The following is a 20643-nucleotide window of genomic DNA, read 5'->3' as shown; positions in this document are numbered from 1 at the left end:
ACTGGCTAAAGCCCCAATAAATAGGCATGGTCTCTCAAGACCATGCCTTCCATAAAGTAATATTATCTATTCACATGCATCCATCATTCTTAATGGACATCAACGACTTGTTTTGTTGGTTCTGGCCATATACTCGCAATATGGTTAAGGCACTCTTCCTTAGAACCTTTCTTACCCGTTGCCATCCAACCAATTGGGATCAGAGATTCATCAGGCCAAATCGAGTACTGCTTTTTAATGTTAATAACAACCATCCAAACCTCAGTTTCATTTCCTGTTAGTTGCTGCATGATAAAGCCTCCTGTTTGTAGCTTTCTGACAGTACCCGTGGCAAGAATCCAGTACCTATCAAATAACGCAATACCTGGTGGACATATTCAGATGTAATTACCGGACACTGAATATTTGTTCCTTCCAATGCTGCCATTGTCTGTTTCAACTCCAACTCTGGCTGGATTTCATGAACATAAGCAGGGTCCAATGCACGATAAGGTTTCTCTGCCATATCCCGAATCAACGGGATCAATGGATACAGCGGATGGGAGTCATCCAAAGCAAGAATTTTCTCTTTCCCTTCATTGAAGGGCACTGGATTGAGAATATAACCAAATTCCTGCACCCAATCGAAGAACTGCCGGATAGAGACTTGTACAGGGTTAAACAAGTTGAAGAATTTCCCGGCAGATTCAGGCTGCTTAGAGATATGCACCAACGACTCAGCAACATAATCAACCGGTATAATGTCAAGCAGCAACGCATGGTCAGGGTAGAATCCCATTGCCAAATAGCCTTTCAGGGATGCGATAAGATAATCATTCCCCTGTGCAGCACCAGTACGGGTGTGCCCAAGTATCAAGCCGGGACGATAAATACTCACTGGCACACCCCGATTACGGGCAATGTTAATGATCCCTTCTGATACCCACTTGCTACCAGAGTAACCGGAAGGATCACGTACGGTTTCACTCATAGCACGATCATCTTCCATAAATGGACGAGGTGATTCAGTCGCAAACAAGGCATTCACGGAAGAAACATAGTGGAAGTGTTTCAGGCGTGAAGTACAAGCAAATTCCAATGCGGTTCTGGTGCCATCAACGTTAATACTTTTCAGTGCACTATAAGGATAAATAAAGTTAACCAGCGCACCATTGTGATAAATCACGTCAACATCTTGCGCAAGTTTCTCCCAGACTTCCGGCAACAGACCGAAACGAGGCTGCCCTAAATCTCCTATTACAAAATCTACGCGATCAAGCTCATTACCCACATCAATCTGGTAACTTACAAAACCAGCTTTGATCCTGTCACGCGCATGTTTTTCATCAGCAGCACGGCACAGACAGATAACTTGAGCCGAAGTCTGTTTCAGCAATTGTTCCAATAGATGCAAGCCAAGATATCCGGTAGCTCCCGTCAGCAATACGGTATCAGGTTTATACCAGTTTGCATGAGGTAAACCATCCGGGCGCACGCTCTCTTTCAGGTAAACGTCTTTTCTCAGTGTTTCTGCATGTTGCTGGATAAGTGCTTCACTGTGATAATTTTCTGCAAGTTGAGCAGGATGACTTTTATATACCTCGACCATTTCATCCAGAATAGCCGCAATTCTGGCAATAGTGGGTTCAACATAGATACCAGAAATAGGCACCCTGAGTGAGAATGCTTTTTCAATATGCTCCACCATGCGAGCAACCAAGATGGAATGCCCGCCAATCTGGAAGAAATCATCCGTAATGCCAAAGGTGTCAACCACCAACAGCTCGCGCCAGATAGCATAAACCCGTTTTTCAGTTTCTGTCTGAGGCTGCACAATGTCATAGCTGGCATTCAGACGTTCTGCCACTTCTTCCAGACGCTTTCTATCCCGCTTGCCGCTGCTCGTCAAAGGGATATAAGGGATACGGTAATATTCAGTAGGTATCCAGGCTTCATGCAGACGTTCCCTTAATGCTACCTGAGTCTCCCTAACCCACTCATCCGGTACAACCATATTAGGATCAAACAAGATGAATGCCTGTATCCTGGCAAGATCACCGCTTCCTGCCACACGGATGATGGCATCCTGGACACCGCTTTGTTTTCTCAATGCGATTTCTATTTCACCTAATTCGATGCGGTAACCACGTACTTTTACCTGATCATCCTGTCTTCCCATATAAATAAGGGAACCATCTTCAAGCATACGTGCCATATCACCGGTCAGATACGCCCTTCTACCTTTTTGTTTGACATCAGGGACATATCGTTTAGCGGTTTCAGTGGGGTTATTGCGGTATCCGGCTGTCACACCCAACCCACCAATCAGGATTTCTCCTACGGTTCCTTTAGGTACAGGACATAAAGACTTATCCACAATTGTGATACTGGTGCCAGGGATTGGCCCACCTAATTGCACCTTATCCCCTTTTCTCATACAGAATGCTGTCGACCAGATTGTAGTTTCCGTCGGGCCATAAACATTCCATAAAGTTCCACCAGAAGCAGTCAGTTGATCTGCCAGATCCTGTGACAGAGCCTCTCCGCCACAGAGCATACTCATATCTGAGCGAGGCTGCCAGCCCGCATTCAAAGCCATTGACCAAGTGACTGGTGTTGCTTGAGCAAGTGTAAATTGAGGATCTGACAGTGTTTGAGACAACGCCATCGCATCACGTTGGGTATTGATTGATGTAATGTAGATGCTGCCACCATGAACAACAGTCAACAGTAACTCCAGCAATGAAATGTCAAAAGAAAAAGTTGTCAGTGCAAGCATACGATCGTTTTGATTGACTGACAGCAATTTCCCAAATGCACACAAACAGGCCGCCAGATTGTCATGCTGTACCTGTACCGCTTTTGGCAGCCCGGTAGAGCCGGAGGTGAACATCACGTAGGCTGGATGATCACCTAGCTCAGGCACATCAATACGTCCTGTTACTTTTCCGACAGTATTTGAAAGAAGTTCCAAAGGAATATGTGTTGATGCTTTCAGTCCCATAGATACTGTATCATCAGATACCAAAATACTTTCCGGCAAACTGGCGAGAATATCGTTCAAGCGCTTTTCCGGCATCATGGTATTGAGAGGAATGTATACCGCACCAAGCTGCCAGGCCGCCAACATAGTGATAAACCATGGAATACCTCTCTCGGCTGCAATAGCAACATTACTTCCCATTGTGACACCATGACAACGCAAAACATTTGCTGCATTCATGACCCGTTTCTGTAATTCACCAAATGCCAGCGTTCCATGTTGATCTGAGACAGCAGTGTCATTCGGCATGGTTTTTGCCAATTTTGCTAATCGAGATGGTACATTATCAAACCATGGTTGGAGTTTCTTTTCCATGTAACTGATATTATTGATATTAATATCAGGGTTATTGGAGAATGAGGATTTTTGCCCAGTAAATGCTGTGTGTAATATTGCCTTGTGTGTGTAAGTATTCATAATGATGTTCTCATTCTATTCTCCATTTTATTTCATCATTTTTTATGACGAATGGAGATATTTATGCTGTTAGTCAATAAATTCCAGCTATTGTCCACATCAAGCGCCTACAAATACCTTATGTTGACTTTAACTGAATTTAAAAAATAAACTTCAAAAAGTATTATAAAAATTTAATAACTAATTAATTAATATTATTTACAATTTTTTATTAATTAAACAATCAACCCATAAATGGATAGGATTTTTATTAACGAATAGAGTGTATTACGCCTTATACACCACTTCATCGTCTTGATATTATTGTATTTTATTTATAAATAACTATTCATGTCTTCATGAAAACCCATCTCATGAATATGAATAACTATTTGTGGTAATATCTATTATTTCCAAACAGGAATTCAAACATTTTATTTGTAACTGTGTTATAAAAAACGCCAAGCATGTAAATAAAAATAACTCCCATAGCTAAACAAAGAAACACAACACAGAAATAGTGAGTGAATGAAAATAATACAGACAGGAAATATTACTGTTAATTTATTTCTATATGTTTAAAAATTTTTATATTTTTGTAGATAATTCCCATATGATTAAAGCGACATCTAAATTCCCTTAATAATAATAGTCCTTTATGTGCGAAAGAACATAAACGAACTAAAATCGCTCAAAAATAATAAACAAACATCTTTAATTGTGACGTAAATCACGATAATAAAAATAAAATATATTCCAAAAAATCCATAAATCGCTCAAAATTATGAACATTAAGAAATTATTTCTATATGTTAGCGATAACTCATAGATGTATCACTCTGTTTTAGCTATCATTTTCTTCGATATAGAAAAAATCAATTCGAATTTTCGTTTACTGCTTATCACTAGTAAGCTGTGGTGATTCGCTCATACTATTCATACTAAATAGTCATGTGGAGACAAACATGTTAAGTATTTTCAAGCCGGCACCCCACAAAACCCGGCTACCTGCGCAAGAAATAGATCCATTCTATCGTCGCTTGCGCTGGCAAATTTTTATGGGGATTTTCTTTGGGTATGCTGCTTATTATTTGGTGAGGAAAAATTTTGCTCTGGCAATGCCGTATTTGGTAGAACAGGGATTTTCCAGAGGTGATCTCGGTTTCGCTCTATCGGGTATTTCAATCGCATACGGTTTCTCGAAGTTCATTATGGGTTCCGTGTCTGACCGTTCTAACCCACGCGTCTTTCTGCCAGCGGGTTTGATACTTGCAGCGGCCGTCATGCTATTTATGGGATTTGTACCGTGGGCAACCTCAAGCATCGCTATCATGTTTGCTTTGCTGTTCCTGTGTGGTTGGTTCCAGGGTATGGGATGGCCTCCTTGTGGTCGTACTATGGTTCACTGGTGGTCACAAAAAGAGCGTGGCAGGATTGTTTCTATCTGGAACTGTGCTCACAACGTTGGCGGTGGTTTGCCACCATTGCTATTCCTCCTAGGTATGGCATGGTTCAATGACTGGAAAGCGGCTCTCTATATGCCTGCATTTGCCGCTATCCTGGTTGCCATGATCATCTTCGCTCTGATGCGTGATACCCCACAATCCTGTGGTTTACCGCCAGTTGAAGAGTACAAAAACGACTATCCAACTGATTACACAGAAAAAGATGAAAAAGAACTGACTGCAAAAGAAATTTTCATGCAGTACGTTCTGCCTAACAAACTGCTGTGGATGATCGCAGTTGCCAACGTGTTCATTTACTTGCTGCGTTACGGTATTCTCGACTGGTCACCAACTTACCTGAAAGAAGTTAAACACTTCGCACTGGACAAATCGTCCTGGGCTTACTTCCTGTATGAGTACGCAGGCATACCTGGTACGCTGCTGTGCGGCTGGATGTCAGACAAAGTGTTCAAGGGCAATCGTGGTGCTACTGGCGTCTTCTTTATGACACTTGTTACCATCGCCACTATCGTCTTCTGGACAAACCCGGCTGGTAATCCGACTGTTGATATGATCTGTATGCTGGTGATTGGCTTCCTGATTTACGGCCCTGTTATGCTGATAGGACTACATGCTCTTGAACTAGCGCCAAAAAAAGCAGCAGGTACTGCGGCTGGTTTTACCGGCCTGTTTGGCTATTTGGGTGGCTCGGTAGCAGCCAGCGCCATTGTCGGTTATACCGTTGACTTCGCAGGCTGGGATGGCGGCTTTATGATTATGGTCGGGGGTAGCATCCTGTCCGTTATTCTATTGTTGTTTGTCATGATAAGTGAAAACAGACACAAGAAAGAAATAGCTCACCAAGGTTAATAATATAACTGAAAGACGTTGATTAATAACCACATCATTCGCAGTACAATAAAGTTGTACTGCGATTTCATTAGCAATACTGAATCTTTCATTTTCTGAGATAAACCCCCTAAAAACCTTCAACCTAAACACTGTCTAATAGAGGAAGTTACCGTTATTCTATCCGCTGCCATTTTTGATATATTCGGGATTGAATAAGTTCAGAGTCAATGAATCATAAAGATCCCACATTTTTCCTTACATTAACGAATATTAAATATTTCTTACTTTATCAGTGTCCGTTTACATAATTTAAAGTGACTATTTGATTATCACTAAATACAAAAAAACCAATTTCATCTTATGTTTCTGTTTCTTTAATAACAGACAGAACAGGGTTAGATATAAATAGAACCAGGAGAAAAATTTTTTATGTCATAAAATTGTGACATACCACTGATAAAATTAATATTTAGGATTGTGTTATGTCTTTATTTTATATAAAAAATTGGCCTGAATGTTTCCTATTTCTCTGGCCTTCGACGAAAAATCAGTACAGTGGTAAGTAACATTATTTTTTATTCAAAATATTCTATTAGAATAAATGGAGAGTTCCTATGCAGACCCCTATTAAGGCTATTATGGCTGGTATTCTGTTAGCATCATCAATGTCAGGTATTGCACATGCCGCAACAGATAAAATTGTTATCGCCCACCGTGGTGCCAGCGGTTATTTACCTGAACACACATTACCCGCCAAAGCAATGGCCTATGCGCAAGGAGCAGATTACCTTGAGCAAGATTTGGTTATGACTAAAGATGATCAACTTATTGTACTGCACGACCATTATCTTGATCGCGTAACGGATGTCGCAGAACGTTTTCCAAACCGCGCCCGTACTGACGGGCGTTATTATGCCATCGACTTTACTTTACCAGAAATTAAATCTCTGAAATTCACTGAAGGTTTTGATATCAAGGATGGCAAAAAAGTACAGAGCTATCCTGGCCGTTTTCCAATGGGAAAATCGGATTTTCGTATCCACACTTTTCAGGAAGAACTGGAATTTATTCAAGGTCTGAACAAATCTACCGGAAAGGATATCGGTATTTATCCTGAGATCAAAGCTCCATGGTTCCATCGTCAGGAAGGAAAAGACATTACCACTAAAGTATTAGAAGTCTTAAAACAATATGGCTATACCAAAAAGAGCGATAAAGTCTATTTGCAATGTTTTGATGCCAATGAACTGAAACGCATCAAAAATGAGCTGGAACCAAAATTGGGAATGGATCTGAAACTTGTTCAACTTATTGCTTACACTGACTGGAATGAAACCTACGAGCAAAAAACCGATGGCACGTGGCAGAACTACAGTTATGACTGGATGTTTAAACCAGGCGCAATGAAAGAAGTGGCAAAATATGCTGACGGTATTGGCCCTGATTACCATATGCTGATCGCCAGTGATTCTACACCAAACAACATTAAGTTGACTGGCATGGTGAAAGAAGCCCACGCCAGCCATCTGGTGGTACATCCATACACTATCCGTATTGATCAACTGCCAAAATATGCCACCAGCGGAAACCAATTGTTTGATATCATTTTTGATAAAGCGAATGTTGATGGTGCATTCACAGATTTCCCTGATTTAGCCGTGAAATTCCTGGAAAAACATCACGAACATCAGTAATCAATATCACAATGAAAAAGGGGGACAACTTTAATGCCCCCTTTAATACTCAAAAAACCCAGGTTAAGAGATCCCCACTGGAAATGCGATCACCTCGCTAATCCTCTCTGCACCCAGTGCCAGCATAATCAGGCGGTCAACGCCCAATGCAACTCCGGCACATTCCGGCATACCATGAGCCAATGCTTCAAGCAGGTACTCATCAATCGGCTGTACAGGTAACCCCATTGCTTCACGTTTCCGGTTATCCTGTTCGAAACGCAAGCGCTGCTCTTTGCTGTCTGTCAATTCACGGAAACCGTTCGCTAATTCCATGCCCTTGAAATAAACTTCAAAGCGCTGGGCAACACGGTGATCTTCTTTACTGATTTCTGCCAGTGCCGCCTGGGATGCAGGGAAATGGTAGATAAATGTTGGCTTCTCAATCCCAATGTGCGTTTCAACCCCCATAGTAAAAAGCAATTGCAGCAAGATATCCCGATCTTCTTCACAATCAGCGATATTGCTGAGATCGAGCTTTGCTGCCACTTCACGCAGTTTTTCCTTGCTTGCGGTCAGAGGATCAATATCCAAATAACGAATAAATGCCTGCTGGTAAGAAAGAGATTCAGCACTTTCACAATCCAGAATTTGCTGCAATAGATCATCTACTTCATTCATCAAACGATACATATCGTAATGCGGACGATACCATTCCAGCATGGTGAATTCAGGATTATGATGACGCCCCGCTTCTTCATTACGGAAACTTTTTCCCATCTGATAAATAGAACCGCTGCCTGCTGCCAACAAACGTTTCATGTGATATTCAGGGCTGGTCATCAGGTACAGAGGTAACCCGTCCGCCGCACCAGGCCCGACAAATCGTGTCTGGAAAGGAACAAGATGGACGTCAGTGACGGTCGCTTGACTCATGGCAGGTGTTTCAACCTCCAACACCCCGCGATCTGCGAAAAAGCGCCGTATTTCTGCCAGAATCTCTGCCCTTTTCAAAAGGTTGGCGATAGGGGCAGTTGGCTGCCAATCCGCGACTTCGTTCATGTTCCAATGACTCCAAGATAAAACAAAACGCGCAGTTTACCCGCATCCTGCTTGCCAGACAAATTATTACATTGAATCCGTTACCGATGGCTTGCTATTTATCGCTTATTTCCAAGTAGGCTACAAAAATAACCCAACCAGTAATATAAAATTTAACCGAAGGTAGATTAACTCTTTTCATGGAGCCTATTATAAAAAGATTTTATATCATAAAGATAAATTTAAAAAAATTCACATTAACATTACCATAAAAAAGTGGCCTATTTTTGCGGCCACTAAATTTATAAACTTTACTTGTTCCAGTTAATAATACTAATTAATTATTCAACTAGTGTCACGACGCGAAATTTACAATACACATCTAAATTAATTTTATCAGGTTTTATATAGTCAATATTGTTCATTGTTATTCGGCTAAGATATTTACCTGTGTCAGCTTTCAACGCAATCATATTACAACCAACATCTTCTATGATAAAAGTAGAGTAAATATCCTCCGTTTGTTTAATAGATTCTATAAAATCACCATTCGCATGAGTTATCCGGCTGAGATAACGTTTGTTATCTCCATAAAGTGCTATTTTATTAGGGTCATTTGGATCAAGATGAACAACAGTAAACCGACAATATTCATCTATAGCAGTTTTTGCCGCTTCAATATATTGAATTCCACCGCGATCAATTCTACTTAAATAAAGATTGTTATCTGCTTGTAATGCGATAGTTACTCTTCTAAGTCCCATGATAGACTCCTAATTATAAAATTAGTTTATAATAAAAACACTGATCTATATTAACCCCATATTCGTAATTTAAAAACAGAAAAGAATTACAATCTCTCTACTAGTTAGCATACGCTTTTTATTAAAATATCAAATAACAAAATATATAAACTTCATATTAATAACATAAAAAATAATTACTCATAAGTTAATAATAATTATGAGCATTTCATATTTATTACTTTTATATAAATGCTTCTCCATCAGCAAAAAATGTGGTCGATGGTCCTTCATTGAGCAAAAATCGTGAATCGTGTGACAGTTCACACTTTATCAGCAAAATCCTGCAAACTCCCCCATTCATATCAAATTTACATCCCGGATAATTCGTTATAATTAAACCTTACAAAAATTAATAGATATCGTACCTAAATCGTTAAGGCATAGAAAATTACCTTCGATACTTAGTTAAAAAAGAGAAACTGTTTCACTTGAACTTAAACAATGGAGAAGTCCAGTGCAAACCTTCAATACTGATCTAGCAATTATCGGAGCCGGTGGCGCAGGTCTACGGGCAGCTATCGCTGCGGCTGAAACTAATCCCCAACTTAAAATTGCCCTGATTTCCAAAGTGTATCCTATGCGCAGCCACACCGTCGCCGCGGAAGGGGGATCAGCCGCAGTCACTCAAGCCCATGACTCCTATGATTTTCATTTCAATGACACGGTGTCTGGTGGCGATTGGCTATGTGAACAGGATGTGGTTGAGTATTTTGTCAAACATTGTCCAACGGAAATGATTCAGTTGGAGCAATGGGGCTGCCCATGGAGCCGTAAGGAAGATGGTTCTATCAATGTTCGTCGTTTTGGCGGCATGAAAATTGAACGCACATGGTTTGCTGCTGATAAAACCGGCTTTCACATGCTACATACACTCTTTCAAACCTCGCTCAAATATCCTCAAATACAGCGTCTTGATGAGCATTTTGTCCTCGATATTTTGGTAGATGAAGGTCAAGCGCGTGGTTTAGTCGCCTTGAATATGATGGAAGGAAGCAAAGTTCAAATTCGCGCAAATGCGGTCATTATGGCTACTGGCGGTGCCGGACGTGTATATCGCTATAACACCAATGGTGGCATTGTGACAGGCGATGGTATGGGTATGGCTTTCCGCCACGGTATTCCATTGCGCGATATGGAATTTGTACAGTATCACCCAACCGGTTTACCAGGATCAGGGATCCTAATGACCGAAGGCTGCCGGGGTGAGGGTGGGATCCTGGTTAACAAAGATGGCTATCGTTATCTACAGGATTACGGTTTGGGTCCAGAAACTCCACTCGGCTATCCCGAAAATAAATATATGGAATTGGGGCCACGCGACAAAGTTTCGCAGGCATTCTGGCATGAATGGCGAGCAGGCCGAACCATTGCAACACCACGTGGTGATGTTGTATATCTGGATCTGCGTCATCTGGGCGAGAAAAAATTACTCGAACGTTTGCCATTTATCTGTGAATTAGCCAAAGCCTATGTTGGTGTAGATCCCGTCAAAGAACCTATCCCGGTAAGACCGACGGCGCACTACACAATGGGCGGAATCGAAACCAATCAACAATGTGAAACCCGTATCAAAGGTCTGTTTGCCATTGGGGAGTGCTCTTCTGTCGGGTTGCATGGTGCAAACCGTCTCGGCTCTAACTCACTGGCAGAACTGGTGGTCTTTGGCCGTCTGGCGGGTGAAGAGGCTGTCAAACGTGCTCAGGAAACCACATCAGCTAATGAAAAAGCACTGGATGCGCAAGCTCACGATATTGAAGCTAAACTCAATACACTGCTGAATCAGAAAGGGAACGAAAGTTGGGCGAAAATTCGCGATGAACTGGGGACTTCAATGGAAGAAGGGTGCGGTATCTATCGTACTCCTGAATTAATGCAGAAGACGATTGATAAGATCGCTGAACTGAAAGAGCGTTTTAAACACATCCAAATCAGTGACCACTCCAGTGTATTCAATACTGATCTGCTCTATGCCATTGAACTGGGATTTGGTCTGGATGTCGCTGAATGTATGGCTCACTCGGCCATGAACCGTAAAGAGTCCCGCGGTGCTCACCAGCGCCTTGATACAGGCTGCACAGAACGTGATGATGAGAACTTCCTGAAACATACACTGGCTTTCTATAACCCGGAAGGTGCCCCACATTTGGAATACAGTGATGTGAAGATCACTAAATCCCAACCAGCAAAACGGGTCTATGGCGGTGAAGCAGCAGCACAAGAGAAAAAACAGAAGGAGCAAGCGAATGACTGAGATGAAAAAACTGAAAATGGAAGTCATGCGCTATAACCCGGAAATCGATAATGAGCCATATTTTGACACTTACGAAGTGCCCTACGATGAGCAGACTTCTCTGTTGGATGCCTTAGGTTATATTAAGGATAATCTGGCTCCTGACCTGTCTTACCGTTGGTCTTGCCGTATGGCAATCTGTGGTTCCTGCGGCATGATGGTGAACCGCGTACCAAAACTGGCCTGTAAGACTTTCCTGCGTGATTATCCGCAAAGTCTGAAAGTTGAAGCATTAGGGAATTTCCCGATTGAACGGGATTTAGTTGTGGATATGACGTACTTTATTGAGAGTCTGGAAGCGATCAAACCTTATATCATCGGCAATGAGCGCAAACCCTCTGATGGCCCGAATGTACAAACTCCGGCACAGATGGCAAAGTATCATCAATTCTCCGGTTGTATCAACTGTGGCCTGTGCTACGCAGCTTGCCCGCAGTTTGGCCTAAATCCTGAGTTTATCGGCCCTGCCGCAGTCACACTGGCGCACCGCTATAATCTTGATAATCGAGATCACGGCCAAAAAGAGCGTATGCCACAGATCAACAGTGATAATGGCGTCTGGTCTTGTACGTTCGTTGGTTATTGTTCTAAGGTTTGTCCAAAGCATGTTGATCCAGCGGGAGCAATTCAACAAAGCAAAGCAGAAAGTGCCAAAGATTTCATTATCTCTATGCTGAAACCATAATAAGGGAGAAAAGAGTAATGGCAACAAAACGTAAACCTTATGTACGTGGCATGGAGCCTAATTGGTGGCATAAACTGGGATTCTATCGATTCTATATGCTGCGTGAAGGGACAGCTATTCCTACTGTTTGGTTCAGTCTCTTAGTGCTTTATGGCCTGTTTGCTTTAAAAGGCGGCCCCGAAAATTGGGCGGGGTTTGTCTCTTTTTTGCAAAATCCGCTGATACTATTGATTAATGTTATCACCCTGCTGGCTTCATTATTGCACACCAAAACGTGGTTTGAGCTGGCTCCTAAAGCTCTCAATATTATTGTCAAAAGTGAAAAAATGCCGCCGGGGCCGATTATCAAACTACTGTGGGCAACCACTATCATTGCTAGTGCCGTGATTCTCGGTGTCACACTGCTCTAACCCCAAGGAGGATCTGATGAACCAAGAACCAAAACGTTCCAATGAACCGATTTTCTGGGGCCTGTTTGGGGCAGGTGGTATGTGGAGTGCCATTGTTGGGCCTGCAATTATCCTGCTACTGGGTATTTTGCTGCCACTGGGACTGGCACCGGAAGCGCTTTCTTATGAACGCATTCTGATGTTTTGCCAGAGTTTTATTGGCCGTATTTTTTTGCTGCTGATGATCAGCCTGCCACTATGGTGTGGTTTGCACCGTATTCATCACAGTATGCACGATCTGAAAATTCATATTCCCGCCAGTCAATGGGTGTTTTATGGTGCAGCCGCGATTCTCACTGTGGTTGCCTTAATTGGGATTTTTACACTGTAATAGCGCTAGTTTTAGCAAGCTATCCTGGAAAAAGTCTGCGGGTAAGCCGCAGACTTTTTTACGAAAAATTAAGGTATTTTCTTTAGAACTTATAAGAAATGGTAGCTTTATAAGCGCGACCTTTCTCTTCTTGCCCTTTATAAGTATTCAGATAGTAAGACTGTTCGTTGTAACGTTTATCGAAGATATTATCGATACCAAGCTGAATTTCTGTGTTTTTAAATGAGCCAGTTTTCGGAGCCCAGGAAATATACACATCACTGACGCCATAGCCTGATTTATGTACATTTACAACCCGACCACTATCTGTCCCTTTCGCGTCTGCTGACCGGACAAATCGGGAATTCCAACCGAGTTCAATGTCAGTTTTATCAAACAAGTAACTTCCACCAATGGTGAAAGAATCACCAATAGTTGGTGTGAACTCTAATCTTCTGTCAAACAACTCATTACCTTGCATAATTTTATTATTCGCTTTGGCGTAAGTCGCTCTCAAGGACAAGTTATCCAGTTTATATTTGGTCGCTAATTCAAACCCTTCTAATCTGGATTTTGGGATGTTTTGTAGCTCTCTTTTAGCTAAAGTCGTAGACAGGTTTTTGAAATTGGTCTGGAATACTTTACCAATTACAGTAAATGAGTCGTTTTCAGCAAAAACACTAGGATATGTTCCCGCTACGCCAGTTTCTAAATTGTACCCTGTTGTAGTTTTCAAGTTAGCATTGTGATTGCTTGGCCCAAGACCAATCTCTTTGCCTAATGGCCCTCTGAAAAGTTCGGTATAATTGGCAAATAATGTGGTTGATGCTCCAAGTTCGTATTTCAAACCAAGTGCTTTTGAGAAATGAGCATAAGTTCTCTCAAAAGGTTCATGGTTCTTATTAATAGTGTTGTATTTGTAATGATCCCATCTGACACCTGGAATGATATGGAAATCAGCAAATTGAATATCATCTTCCAAATAAACAGATGATGACTTTCCTGTTTCTACTGCTTTGTTGTGTATATTTTCTGATACATCAGTGTATGCCATTCTGGTATCAAAATATTCATACCCATAAGTTAAAACATGGGATAATTTCTGGGTATCAAAATTAGAGACATTACGCGCCCTAATGCCTTGGGTTTCAACAATACTGTCAAATCCCTTTCCTGGCCCACCGACTTCCCTCATATGATTGAAGTTTTGTTCTGTGTGATAGGCAGAAATTTTTAAATCAATGAAGTCATTATCGACTGGTACATATCTGTAAGTAAGATTATAAGCATCACGCTCTAAAGCGTACGCTCCTTTTTTCCCTTTATTGATGTCCGAGCCAAAATTCAATCTGAAATTAGTATCCGCATCATTCTGATAATGTTCTTTTGATACACTGATGTACTGATCATCAGTCAGATTAAATTTCGCTTTTAACAAGTAATTGACCAGTTTCCCATCGGTAGGAATTGAATCTCTTCCGCGGCTATCTCGGCCCGATTCAGCATCATTTATGTTACGATGGTTAAAGTAGCCTAATAAATCAACGGCTCCCACTCTGCCATAAGTTGCTAAAGATTGCTGGAACTCAGAACCATTACTGACATAACTTAATTTACCTTTTGTACCAAATAATTGGCCCGGCTCTAATAAATCACCCGCATCAACGGTTTCAAATTTTAATGCACCGCCAAGGGCTCCGGTATCATAGGTGATACTATTCGTACCAACACTGATATCAATTTGCTTCAGCATTTCAGGGTCTATACCGTAGTTCCCCGCATGATGGAAGTGATATCCCTCTTGCCGTGCACCATCAACCGTTACGTTGATAAACTGATCATCCATGCCACGGATTTTAAAGCGCTGCCCTAAAGCGCTGGGGTGACCCGCTTGAACGCCGGGTACATTCTTTAAAATCTCACCGACACTTTGTGCCTGTCTGACTTTAATTTCGTTACGGTTGACTTTTCCACTCTCTTGTTCTGCATTATTACCTGCAATAACAACGAGTGTATCGCCAGTTGCCGTTGATTTTTTGATTGACCCTTCGGTGTTTGCAAATGCGTTAGTAGAAACAGCGACTGTCAACATTGATGCTGACATCAGAGGAACACACAGGCCACTTTTAGCCAGGCTTGCGTAAATTTTGGTAATTTTAGACATACATTCTTCAGTTAAAACATGATTGATAATTATTATTATTTATATTTCTATAGGAAATGTAAATAACCTTAAGTGACTATCGTTTATTTTAACTATTTGAATTCGGAATCAGGTCCCAATAAATCCCACTATTTGACGATAAAGAGCCTGAGTGAGATCTTCACCTCAAAGCTCAAACGGGTATAAACTTATACCCGTTGGTTTTTTAGATAAGATATTAATACTCTATCCTGGCTAAAACTTTGTCTGCATCCTGATAATTCCCTGCCTGAGTGCAGAATGTGATTCTCCCTGAACAATGTGCACGGATCTGTACCTCCATTTTCATGGCTTCCATCATGGCAATCACATCACCTTCATTAACTTTCTCCCCTTCCTGCACCAACCAAGAATGCAGAATGCCGGAAATAGGTGCCTTTACCTGGTGGGGATCTTGCGGCGTTTTTTGCTTTGTTGTTATTGACTGAGAAGATTGCTTCTCACTGACAGACGCTAACCTTGCTAAACCTGCCAATAGATCTGATGACAAGCCCAATTCATGCCTGCGACCATCAATTTCAATATAGGTGCGGGTGATATGCTTATCCTCAGCAGGGATCTGACGTAGCGAAGTTTCCAGTTCATCGGCAAAATCTGTTTCAATCCAACGGGTATGAACGTTGAAATTATCTCCTGAGACAAAATCAGGATGTCCGATTACAGCTCGGTGGAAAGGTAAAACAGAGGCTACTCCACTGATTTTAAATTCTTGTAATGCCCGACGTGCACGGGCAAGAGCTTGTTCACGCGTTGTTCCTGTGACAATCAGTTTTGCCATCAATGAATCAAAAGCAGCGGGAATTGTAGAACCACTCATTACACCGGAGTCCAGACGAATACCAGGACCAGAAGGCGGGAGAAACGTTGTAATAGTGCCGGAAGTGGGTAAAAAACCTTTTCCTGCATCTTCCGCATTGATGCGAAATTCAAACGAATGCCCTCTTGGTGCGGGTGTTTTTTGGATGCTTAACGGATAACCTTCTGCAATCCTCAACTGTTCAATAACTAAATCAATCCCAGTTGTTTCTTCCGTAACAGGGTGCTCAACTTGTAAGCGAGTATTCACTTCTAAGAAAGAGAGTGTACCATCAGTACTGAGCAAAAATTCGACCGTTCCCGCTCCGATATAATTGGCTGCCGCACAAATCGCTTTTGCCGCTTCATGAATACGTTCTCGTTGCTGCTGAGTTAAAAAGGGAGCCGGAGCTTCTTCTACCAGTTTCTGATTCCGACGCTGCAAGGAGCAATCACGGGTGCCAAGTACAACGATATTACCGTATTTATCTGCAATCACTTGCGCTTCAATATGACGCGGTTTATTCAGGAACTGTTCAATAAAACATTCCCCTCGCCCAAAAGCGGTTGTTGCCTCACGTACTGCGGAATAGTAAAGTTCTTCAACTTCATCTCGTCGCCAGGCCACTTTCAAACCACGACCTCCACCACCAAATGCGGCTTTAATGGCAATTGGTAAACCATGTTCCTCCGCAAAAGCAATAACCTCCTGCACATCTTTGACAGGCTCTGTAGTTCCTATCACCAAAGGAGCACCAACTTGCTGGGCAATTTTACGCGCCTTAACTTTATTTCCTAATTCGCCAATTGTGTCAGGATTAGGGCCAATCCAAATCAATCCCGCATCGATCACAGCACGGGCAAATTCAGCCCGCTCAGACAAAAAACCGTATCCGGGATGGATCATCGTTGCCTGCGCTTGTTTTGCAATTTCCAGTAAGCGTGGAATATTAAGATAGGTTTCTGTAGGTCTGTTTCCTGCTAAAGCGTACGCTTCATCTGCTAATTGTACGTGTTGTGCATCGATATCAGAATCTGCATAAACAGCTATCGTCTGTATGCCATAGTCACGACAAGCACGAATAATGCGAACAGCAATTTCACCACGATTGGCAATCAATACCTTATTTGTAGTCTTTTTTACATTGTTAACAGTAGGGTCCATTGCTGCTATTTACTCCCCTGGATTTCGTGAAATTGATTGATGGGATTAAATTGAATTTTGCCATTAATCGGAATCTGGCCAGCAAGATCAAGGTGGTAATGTGCCACAGAAGCAATAACAGGATATCCACCCGTCACAGGATGATCTGCCAGAAATAATACTGGCTGCCCATTGGCCGGAATTTGTATCGCACCACTGCAAGTTCCTTCACTTGGTAACTCTTCGTGCTTAATACGTGATAGTGCGTACTCACCATTTAGCCTCAATCCAATCCTGTTGGATTGTGGAGTTATCTGCCAGATTTGGTTTCGCAATAAATCAATTGATGTCTGCTCAAACCAATCAGTGCGAGGGCCGAAGAATATATCTAATACTACAACATCATCTTTATTTGGCATTACGAATGCCGGTGTTTCAGAAACAGATACCGCTACACAATGAGATGTTTCCCCTATGATAAGTCTATCGTCAGGTTTTAGTGGTACAGGGCCAATATTAGATAGTGTGTCAAATGAACGACTGGCCAGCACTTCAGGAACAATAAAACCACCTCTGACAGCCAGATAAGAACGCATTCCCGCATTGGGTATTCCCAATATGATTTCATCGTCATCATTTAAATCAATAGGTTTGTAAGTATTCACATGAAAAATTTCCCCTGACGGGGTTTTGATCTGAATTGGACATAAAGCTCCGGTAACCCCAATAATTATTTTCCCTTTGGCGACAGCTCTAAATCCCCCTTGTACTATTTCTAAGCACGCTTGATCAGAAGAGTTACCAACGATACGGTTTGCACTACGTAAGGCACTTTTATCCATGGCACCAGATGCCGATATCCCCAAACTTGATTTTCCCAAACGCCCTAAATCCTGGAACAACGTTTGTAGTCCGACAGATCCTATTTCCAAAGAACAAAAAACTCCCTCCGAAGACATTTCAGCAAAAGTTTCATCAGGAATAGACGATTTTTCAGGTAAACTTACCGTTACAATACCTCGTTCAACATTTCGGAAACTGACACGATCACCCGGTTGTAATAAAGCAGGTTCAGGGCGCGAAAGATCCCACATGCGTTTATTCGTAATACCAATCAGTTGCCAACCACCAGGACTTGCCTGAGGATAAATGCCACTGAACTCCCCCGCCAAGGCAACTGTGCCTGCGGGAATACGTGTTCTTGGTGTTTTGCGACGTGGAATATTCCATTGTGCAATATCCGAAACCAAGTAAGCAAAACCAGGCGCAAATCCAGTAAAAGCCACCCTATATTCATTTTCGGCGTGTTGGCGTATAACGTCCTGTACTGAAGTTCCCAATATTTCAGCAACAGCGGCTAAATCTTCACCGTTATAACACACAGGGATCTCAATCTGTTTTCCACTCACATAACGGCATGTTTGCAGACTTCGGTTCTGAATCTCATCTACCAATTGATAAACTGAGATTATCATCGGGTGAAAACGGATCATTAAAGTTCTTGCCGCCGGAATCATCTCCTCAATCCCAGAAAGCGGTGTCATATTCAGCGAATCAAACAACATCAGTGTTTCTGTCAATCCACTGAGTTCAACCATAATGGAATTAAAATTAACAGGTAAAAAACGCAAGGCTATCTCCTGAAATCATTAATCTATGTGGTTATGAATGGATAAATGATCGAATAGTGATCCCTGCCTGTTGCAGGACAATTTTTATTTGTCTGGCCATATCCAGCGCCCCTAAGCTATCACCATGAACACAAATAGAATCTGCTTCAATAGGAGTGAATTTTCCATCAATAGATTCTACTCCTCCCTCTGTCACTAACTGCAACATACGCTGTGCAACATAGCTAGCATCATGCAATACAGCACCTTCTTCACGACGGGAAACCAATTCCCCTTTCGATGTATAGGCACGATCTGCAAAGGCCTCAGAGATAGTTTTCAGCCCTTTTTCTTGCGCCAGCCGGAGGATATTTGAGCCAGCTAATCCCATCAATGCAAGGTTTGGGTTAATTGCCAATATGCCTTCAATAACTGCCAGACCTTGCTTTTTATCATTAGCTATCGTGTTATAAAGCGCACCGTGTGGTTTTACATAACTGATTGTTGTTCCTATTGATGTAGCCAATCCTTGCAAAGCACCAATCTGATAAATCACATCGGCGGTAAGTTCATTGCTGGCCAGATCCATATTACGACGACCAAAACCAACTAAATCAGGATAAGAAACATGAGCCCCAATAACGATCTGATTTTTCTTCGCTAATTTCAGAGTCTGCAAAATTCCTGCTGGATCACCTGCGTGAAAACCACAGGCAACATTTGCACTGCTGACAATCTCCAACATTTCCTCATCATTTCCCATTCTCCACTGTCCAAAACTTTCACCGAGATCGCTGTTTAAATCGATTACATTCATCATATTGTTAAATCATCATTGTAGTATTGTTGAACAATAGATAATTTCTGACGAGAGAATAATCAAACAAAATTGGCATATATAGTGTAAAAATCCAACAGAGATCACTTTATTCATATTTCCGACCGAATTCTCAAGCACGTAATATTGAGGTAAACAATATTGAAATACACAATTTTAGGATTAGGATAAAAAGAATAATGTGATGTTATTTTATGTTAGGCAAATAATCGTAACTTGCTGGTTATTCAAGAATATGTGAAGATTAACTTTTGAACACCAAAGGTACTTTTCTCAGCTACACCCAATGGATAACTATGAAAAGAGAGAGTTCTCCTCAAATTTTGAGTAAGAAAATTGCAGAAATCATAAGAAATAAACTGGTTGTCGGGGAATTATTACCCGGACAACGTTTATCAGAAGCAATCCTAAGTGAACAACTTGGAATTTCCCGCAATACTTTACGAGAAGTATTCCGCACTCTTACTCAAGAGGGGTTATTAAAACATCGACCCAATAGTGGTGTGTTTGTAGCAATACCTGATATTGCGTCAATTATTGATATCTATCGGGTCAGAAAACTGATTGAATGCCAAGCACTTGCACAAGCATACCCTATGCATCCTGCTGTTACCAAAATGCGGGAAGCAGTAGCAAATGCCCAACAATGTCAAAATCAGCAAGATTGGGTCGGAGTTGGTACAGCCAATATGCGTTTCCATGCCGCTATCGTAGAACTAACCGACAGTGAAAGATTAATAACATTCTACCGCAATATTTCGGCAGAACTTCGTTTAGCTTTTGGCCTTTTGAATGAACCAGAACTGTTATATGCTCCTTATGTCGATAAGAATGCATATATTCTAGAGCTTCTGGATTCAGGTCAGACAGAATTAGCGACGCAGAAAATGGAAGATTATCTGGATTTATCAGAAAGAACTGTACTGGCTGCTTATTCTCGCAAAAATAACGGATAAGAACTGAAAAAATAAACTATTATCCTAAATGCAAAAAAGCCATCCGGTAAAGGATGGCTTCTCTGTCAAATAACTGTCTGGCAGTGCCCTACTCTCGCATGGGGAGCCCCCACACTACCATCGGCGCA

General features: G+C 41.7%; 15 protein-coding genes. 7 read left to right on the top strand and 8 right to left on the bottom strand.

What is annotated here, in order from left to right; all coding sequences use genetic code 11:
* Positions 1-89: 89 nt before the first annotated feature.
* The gene (locus ABLA85_RS17915) at positions 90-290 is read right to left on the bottom strand and encodes an MbtH family NRPS accessory protein (protein ID WP_047679202.1); all 201 of its coding nucleotides are present in this window, start codon (positions 288-290) and stop codon (positions 90-92) included.
* Positions 278-3439, bottom strand: a complete 3162-nt coding sequence (locus ABLA85_RS17910) for a thioester reductase domain-containing protein (RefSeq protein ID WP_367965689.1) — start codon at positions 3437-3439, stop codon at positions 278-280. The genes ABLA85_RS17915 and ABLA85_RS17910 overlap by 13 nt, the downstream gene beginning before the upstream one ends.
* Positions 3440-4383: 944 nt before the next feature.
* On the opposite strand from ABLA85_RS17910, the gene glpT reads away from it, so the two are divergent.
* Both glpT and glpQ read left to right on the top strand, forming a co-directional pair.
* A complete protein-coding gene (gene glpT / locus ABLA85_RS17905; protein ID WP_367965688.1) occupies positions 4384-5733 on the top strand; it encodes a glycerol-3-phosphate transporter in 1350 nt (449 codons plus the stop codon).
* Positions 5734-6329: 596 nt separating this feature from the next.
* A complete protein-coding gene (gene glpQ / locus ABLA85_RS17900; RefSeq protein WP_367965687.1) occupies positions 6330-7409 on the top strand; it encodes a glycerophosphodiester phosphodiesterase in 1080 nt (359 codons plus the stop codon).
* 63 nt (positions 7410-7472) lie between these two features.
* Here the strand turns inward: glpQ and epmA are convergent, their stop codons facing one another.
* Positions 7473-8450, bottom strand: a complete 978-nt coding sequence (gene epmA / locus ABLA85_RS17895; protein ID WP_367965686.1) for an elongation factor P--(R)-beta-lysine ligase — start codon at positions 8448-8450, stop codon at positions 7473-7475.
* 320 nt (positions 8451-8770) lie between these two features.
* Positions 8771-9193, bottom strand: coding sequence for a hypothetical protein (locus tag ABLA85_RS17890; RefSeq protein WP_367965685.1), 423 nt, complete (start codon positions 9191-9193; stop codon positions 8771-8773).
* A gap of 496 nt (positions 9194-9689) precedes the next feature.
* On the opposite strand from ABLA85_RS17890, the gene frdA reads away from it, so the two are divergent.
* Genes frdA through frdD form a run of 4 tightly spaced genes read left to right on the top strand, consistent with a single transcriptional unit; the run spans position 9690 to position 12990 of the window.
* Entirely contained in the window at positions 9690-11486 is a 1797-nt protein-coding gene (gene frdA / locus ABLA85_RS17885) for a fumarate reductase (quinol) flavoprotein subunit (protein ID WP_367965684.1), read from the top strand.
* A complete protein-coding gene (locus ABLA85_RS17880; protein WP_367965683.1) occupies positions 11479-12210 on the top strand; it encodes a succinate dehydrogenase/fumarate reductase iron-sulfur subunit in 732 nt (243 codons plus the stop codon). The genes frdA and ABLA85_RS17880 overlap by 8 nt, the downstream gene beginning before the upstream one ends.
* 17 nt (positions 12211-12227) lie before the next feature.
* On the top strand, positions 12228-12620 hold the full coding sequence (frdC, locus tag ABLA85_RS17875; protein ID WP_367965682.1) for a fumarate reductase subunit FrdC: 393 nt from the start codon (positions 12228-12230) through the stop codon (positions 12618-12620).
* Between the two features lie 16 nt (positions 12621-12636).
* Positions 12637-12990, top strand: coding sequence for a fumarate reductase subunit FrdD (gene frdD / locus ABLA85_RS17870; protein WP_367965681.1), 354 nt, complete (start codon positions 12637-12639; stop codon positions 12988-12990).
* An 82-nt stretch (positions 12991-13072) separates the two neighbouring features.
* Here the strand turns inward: frdD and ABLA85_RS17865 are convergent, their stop codons facing one another.
* The 4 genes from ABLA85_RS17865 to ABLA85_RS17850 all read right to left on the bottom strand — a co-directional run bounded on the left by ABLA85_RS17865 (position 13073) and on the right by ABLA85_RS17850 (position 19541).
* Positions 13073-15061: a TonB-dependent receptor gene (locus tag ABLA85_RS17865; RefSeq protein WP_367965680.1), complete on the bottom strand. Its 1989-nt coding sequence runs from the start codon at positions 15059-15061 to the stop codon at positions 13073-13075.
* A 289-nt stretch (positions 15062-15350) separates the two neighbouring features.
* Positions 15351-17132, bottom strand: a complete 1782-nt coding sequence (locus tag ABLA85_RS17860) for a biotin carboxylase N-terminal domain-containing protein (protein WP_367965679.1) — start codon at positions 17130-17132, stop codon at positions 15351-15353.
* A gap of 5 nt (positions 17133-17137) precedes the next feature.
* Entirely contained in the window at positions 17138-18742 is a 1605-nt protein-coding gene (locus ABLA85_RS17855) for a 5-oxoprolinase/urea amidolyase family protein (protein ID WP_367965678.1), read from the bottom strand.
* Between the two features lie 31 nt (positions 18743-18773).
* A complete protein-coding gene (locus ABLA85_RS17850; RefSeq protein WP_367965677.1) occupies positions 18774-19541 on the bottom strand; it encodes a LamB/YcsF family protein in 768 nt (255 codons plus the stop codon).
* A gap of 314 nt (positions 19542-19855) precedes the next feature.
* On the opposite strand from ABLA85_RS17850, the gene ABLA85_RS17845 reads away from it, so the two are divergent.
* Positions 19856-20515, top strand: coding sequence for a GntR family transcriptional regulator (locus ABLA85_RS17845; RefSeq protein ID WP_367965676.1), 660 nt, complete (start codon positions 19856-19858; stop codon positions 20513-20515).
* The last annotated feature ends 128 nt before the right edge of the window (positions 20516-20643 follow it).

Origin of the sequence: Xenorhabdus sp. SGI246, assembly GCF_040838225.1 — a bacterium.
GTDB lineage: Bacteria > Pseudomonadota > Gammaproteobacteria > Enterobacterales > Enterobacteriaceae > Xenorhabdus > Xenorhabdus indica.
This window is presented reverse-complemented; position numbering and strand designations above follow the sequence as displayed.

Bases quoted from the DNA above. Each gene is read 5' to 3' on its own strand.
- glpQ (WP_367965687.1), top strand. From the start codon at position 6,330: ATGCAGACCCCTATTAAGGCTATTATGGCTGGTATTCTGTTAGCATCA.
- frdD (WP_367965681.1), top strand. From the start codon at position 12,637: ATGAACCAAGAACCAAAACGTTCCAATGAACCGATTTTCTGGGGCCTG.
- ABLA85_RS17850 (WP_367965677.1), bottom strand. From the start codon at position 19,541: ATGATGAATGTAATCGATTTAAACAGCGATCTCGGTGAAAGTTTTGGA.
- ABLA85_RS17890 (WP_367965685.1), bottom strand. From the start codon at position 9,193: ATGGGACTTAGAAGAGTAACTATCGCATTACAAGCAGATAACAATCTT.
- glpT (WP_367965688.1), top strand. From the start codon at position 4,384: ATGTTAAGTATTTTCAAGCCGGCACCCCACAAAACCCGGCTACCTGCG.
- ABLA85_RS17910 (WP_367965689.1), bottom strand. From the start codon at position 3,439: ATGAATACTTACACACACAAGGCAATATTACACACAGCATTTACTGGG.
- ABLA85_RS17860 (WP_367965679.1), bottom strand. From the start codon at position 17,132: ATGGACCCTACTGTTAACAATGTAAAAAAGACTACAAATAAGGTATTG.
- ABLA85_RS17845 (WP_367965676.1), top strand. From the start codon at position 19,856: ATGAAAAGAGAGAGTTCTCCTCAAATTTTGAGTAAGAAAATTGCAGAA.
- frdC (WP_367965682.1), top strand. From the start codon at position 12,228: ATGGCAACAAAACGTAAACCTTATGTACGTGGCATGGAGCCTAATTGG.
- ABLA85_RS17865 (WP_367965680.1), bottom strand. From the start codon at position 15,061: ATGTTGACAGTCGCTGTTTCTACTAACGCATTTGCAAACACCGAAGGG.
- epmA (WP_367965686.1), bottom strand. From the start codon at position 8,450: ATGAACGAAGTCGCGGATTGGCAGCCAACTGCCCCTATCGCCAACCTT.
- ABLA85_RS17880 (WP_367965683.1), top strand. From the start codon at position 11,479: ATGACTGAGATGAAAAAACTGAAAATGGAAGTCATGCGCTATAACCCG.
- ABLA85_RS17915 (WP_047679202.1), bottom strand. From the start codon at position 290: ATGCAGCAACTAACAGGAAATGAAACTGAGGTTTGGATGGTTGTTATT.